Annotated in this window: 7 protein-coding genes and 1 pseudogene; 4 read left to right on the plus strand and 4 right to left on the minus strand. The window is 38.8% G+C overall.

Annotated elements, in window-relative coordinates; translation table 11 throughout:
- Positions 1–329 (minus strand): annotated as a pseudogene (locus ACFIKJ_RS08750) (hypothetical protein); the annotation flags it as partial.
- An 84-nt stretch (positions 330–413) separates the two neighbouring features.
- Between ACFIKJ_RS08750 and ACFIKJ_RS08755 the strand changes: the two are divergent.
- The 4 genes from ACFIKJ_RS08755 (at position 414) to ACFIKJ_RS08770 (ending at position 1,592) form a co-directional block, all read left to right on the plus strand.
- Positions 414–680: a BrnT family toxin gene (locus tag ACFIKJ_RS08755; RefSeq protein WP_375627060.1), complete on the plus strand. Its 267-nt coding sequence runs from the start codon at positions 414–416 to the stop codon at positions 678–680.
- On the plus strand, positions 658–963 hold the full coding sequence (locus tag ACFIKJ_RS08760; protein ID WP_375618924.1) for a BrnA antitoxin family protein: 306 nt from the start codon (positions 658–660) through the stop codon (positions 961–963). Before ACFIKJ_RS08755 ends, ACFIKJ_RS08760 begins: the two co-directional genes overlap by 23 nt.
- 97 nt (positions 964–1,060) lie before the next feature.
- A complete protein-coding gene (locus tag ACFIKJ_RS08765) occupies positions 1,061–1,324 on the plus strand; it encodes a type II toxin-antitoxin system RelB/DinJ family antitoxin (RefSeq protein WP_004861501.1) in 264 nt (87 codons plus the stop codon).
- Positions 1,311–1,592, plus strand: a complete 282-nt coding sequence (locus tag ACFIKJ_RS08770) for a type II toxin-antitoxin system YafQ family toxin (RefSeq protein WP_208438264.1) — start codon at positions 1,311–1,313, stop codon at positions 1,590–1,592. Before ACFIKJ_RS08765 ends, ACFIKJ_RS08770 begins: the two co-directional genes overlap by 14 nt.
- Before the next feature lie 44 nt (positions 1,593–1,636).
- Here ACFIKJ_RS08770 and ACFIKJ_RS08775 read toward each other — a convergent pair whose 3' ends face one another.
- From ACFIKJ_RS08775 to ACFIKJ_RS08785, 3 genes are all read right to left on the minus strand, one after another.
- Positions 1,637–1,915 (minus strand): hypothetical protein, encoded by a 279-nt coding sequence (locus ACFIKJ_RS08775; protein WP_375652067.1) that lies wholly within the window; start codon positions 1,913–1,915, stop codon positions 1,637–1,639.
- Positions 1,912–2,631, minus strand: coding sequence for a Rha family transcriptional regulator (locus ACFIKJ_RS08780; protein ID WP_375652066.1), 720 nt, complete (start codon positions 2,629–2,631; stop codon positions 1,912–1,914). Before ACFIKJ_RS08780 ends, ACFIKJ_RS08775 begins: the two co-directional genes overlap by 4 nt.
- Before the next feature lie 561 nt (positions 2,632–3,192).
- Positions 3,193–3,581, minus strand: a 389-nt coding sequence (locus ACFIKJ_RS08785) for a hypothetical protein (RefSeq protein WP_375670504.1), incomplete at its 5' end; no start/stop codon positions are given.

The following is a 3,581-nucleotide window of genomic DNA, read 5'->3' on the forward strand; positions in this document are numbered from 1 at the left end:
GTTTCGCGTAACTTTTCCAGAGCAATCTTTTCTTTTGCTAGCGCAACTTGCATTCGCTCCAGTTTTATCTTGTATTCGTTGGCTCCATCTGTGGAGGCTTGTTTAATCTTTGTCCGCACCTTTCCATCAGGCGCTAAAAATGGGATAGGGCGCTTTGTTGGATTCTCATTCCAGATAGCTGTTGCAAGCGCTTCATTGACAGAACCATCTTCAAAAAGAGCCGCATCAAATTTACCTGTCTTTATCCGTGAAACCACCGCATTATGTGAAACACCCATCTTCTTCGCAAACGCACGAACCGATAGACCCTTACGCGTTTTCTTATTCATAGTTGCTCCATTTTGAATGGTATATACGAATTATTGTACACTTTAATTATTGACAAGGTTTTATTTTTCGTGTACATAAAATATATGAAGATAGTGTGGGATGAACCAAAAAGAGCTTTAAACATTGATAAACATAAGCTTGATTTTGCCGATGTTATTTACTTTGACTGGGAACATGCTTTTATTGATGCAACCCATTCAAACCGCATGAAGGCTATTGGACATTTTGCTGATGACACAACAGTTATTGTTTTTGCAAAGCTTGGCAATGAAGCGATATCCATTATCAGTTTTCGTCAAGCGAATAAAAAAGAAAGAGAGGTTTTCAATGACTATCAAAAAAACCTTTGAAACAGGATGTGGCTATACAAAAGAAGATTGGGACGCTGTGGATTCCCCACCACTAACAGATGAAGAACTTGCACGCTTAAAGCCAGCTAAAGACGTTTTACCAGCCTCCTTTTTTAAGTATGTAACAGAAGAACGCCGTAAACGCGGGCGTCCACCCGTTGAATCTCCCAAACAAGCGGTTACTCTCCGTCTCGACCCAAATGTTATTGCCTCTTTTAAAAAACAAGGAAAAGATTGGCGAACACGTATGGGTGAAGTCTTAAAAAAAGCAAGTGGTTGTTAAGCCAAACGATCTCGCCACTCTAAAAAATGTGCTTTATAGTTGAAATTAAACTTCAATTGTATTACATTGAAATACAGTTACAAGAGGAGAGCTCATCATGGCTGCTAGTCGTATGGTTCAGGCGCGTGTACCAGAAGAAATTCAAAATATCGCTAATCAAGTTATTCAAGCTTCAGGTTTATCAGTAAGTGATGTTGTGAGAGTATTGATGACGCGTATTGCACAAGATAAAGCTATTCCGTCCTTCTTGTTTCAACCTAATGCGGAAACTATAGCGGCTTTTGCAGAACTAGAGGAAGGTAACTTAAAAAAGTTTCATTCCGTAGATGAATTATTTGACGATCTCTATGCGGACGATTGAACGTACCACTATCTTCAAACGTGATTTCAAGCGTGAAATGAAAGGACGGTATCGGCATCTTTTAGATACTGATTTGCGCCAAATCATTGCAGCATTAGCAAATGACCAGCCTTTAGAACCTCGATATCATGACCATGCATTGACTGGGAATTGGAGCAATTATCGAGATTGCCATATTCGACCTGACTTAGTATTGATTTATCGCTTGATTGGTCAAGATCGATTGATTTTAGTGCGTCTGGGCTCCCATTCAAAACTTGATCTTTAAACCACCTCCCCATTTTGAGAACGGGGAGGGGAGATGTGTTTTACTTAAGCAACCTTTTTAATGGGAGGCTCCAAATTTGGTTCGTAAGCTTTCAATAAAGGTAACATAACTGTAGGAAACTCTGAATCGCCAAAATCTGTTAGAACTGTTAAGATTTTAAGTATATTTGGCACCTCATCTTGAAGTTTGAAAATCAAAGCTTTTTCTACCACCCCCATGATGTCAATCAGAGCTGTACACTCTTTTTCATTAATATTTTCATCATTAGAAAACTGATATAAAGCTATCCATAAATCGCATAAGAAGTCGATACTGGTGTTCATTGTACACCTCCATGGATTTGTTCTCTCAAACAAGCTAATCCTCTAGATGTGATTTTTGTTGAAGGCAGCACCTTTTCTGTACCATCCGGTCTTTGAATGGTAATAGCAGGGCAATCCATGAATCCTTTCTTGATCTTGTCCTGATAAGGTAACAGAGGCGCCCCTGGAGCCCGTCGATACACCCAATCATGTTTACGCAAGTAATCCGTTAAATCCTTTGGTCGCACCTCTAACATTTTTGCTGCTTCAATTAAGCCAAACAAACCATCAGAACGCTTTAAACCTTCCAAAGCTTTTGCTTTTGGTGCTAATTCAGCGATAACATGATCTTTCTGCTCTATTTGGCTTTGTAGATGATTTAAAAAGCCTATCATTGCTTGAGGACTCGAGTAATCAATCTGTGGTGTGACTACTTGTGTTTCCAGTGCCTGCCAACGATCTATAATTTTTGCTCGTAATGCTGTGCTGTAACCCGAAACGAGGATTAAACATTCACGTTTAGGGAGATGATAGCAAGGGCGTGTTTTTCCTTGTTCATCAATGTAACTGCTTAAAAACTTAGCCGGCTCAAATTTGAGCTCGCTAAATATTTGTTTAATGTCGCGCATAACATTCTTATGCTTCTTACTACATACCCCCGCAATTTCAATGCTAGACATAGTTTGAGTATTAGCACTATTAGTAGTGCTTTGATTAGTTTCTATAAGTGTGTTCATGATGAACTCCTTGGTAATAGAGGTTTTCTATTGACACTCTTAAAAGAGTGCCGGGTGCTAGAAAACACGGTACCAAGTCCGTCGTTACGCCTTTCCCATAAAGGGTATTGTATAGCATAACTACACCCGACAAGACCTTTATATGCCACCACATATAATGAGTCAAAATCTTTAATGTTTAGAAGACTAGTTATTTCGGCAACTAATCCGCTTGGTATTGTAAGGTGTTTTCTAGGCACCTGATTCGAAGATACCTATTACTGTAGAATTGTCAAGTAATAAAAATTACTTTTTGCTAAGAAAACTTTTCACATACTGTACAGTGTACATATTTAAATAATTATTTATCAATGAGTTAAGTGTACAATGTACAGTCAATTTGAAAATTCTGTCGCTAGCGATAGTTCGCGCTAGCCTGCCCCGCAACAGACCCAACCCGCTGGGAAGTACCTTTTGCATTGATTTTATTGATTTTTTTCTGGGAAAAACCAAAGCGCAAGTGATAATCTGCTTTAAAAATTACAATTAAAGTGAGTAGTGTGTTGACATAGCTTAAGAACATTATTTAGCTTTCATCTTGGCGGCATATTCTTGACGAGCAAGTTGGTACTGTATGTTTTCGATTAGTCTTTCATTGGCTTTTTTTACAATAGCACTTGCAATTTCTGGCTTGGACATCACCCCAGCAATGGAGGGTCCTTTTTGTTTTGCAATGGGGAATTGATCTCCATCGGCTCTTTGAAACACATTCCCATTCAGCTTTTTTAATTCAACGCGCTTTGGAAAACTCCCACCTTTGATAAAAGCATGGGGTAAGATTTCTTTCTTTCCAAACAGTGTGTAAGTTACGCCGCGTTTTGTTTCTTTTGCTTTAAAAAATTTAAGAGGTATTGGTGTTCCAGAACCAATGATATCTGTCTCAAGAAACCTTGCTGTCGCCTTTTCTTTAA

The sequence above is a fragment of the Bartonella sp. PS7NMGDW genome (assembly GCF_042193585.1).
GTDB lineage: Bacteria > Pseudomonadota > Alphaproteobacteria > Rhizobiales > Rhizobiaceae > Bartonella > Bartonella grahamii.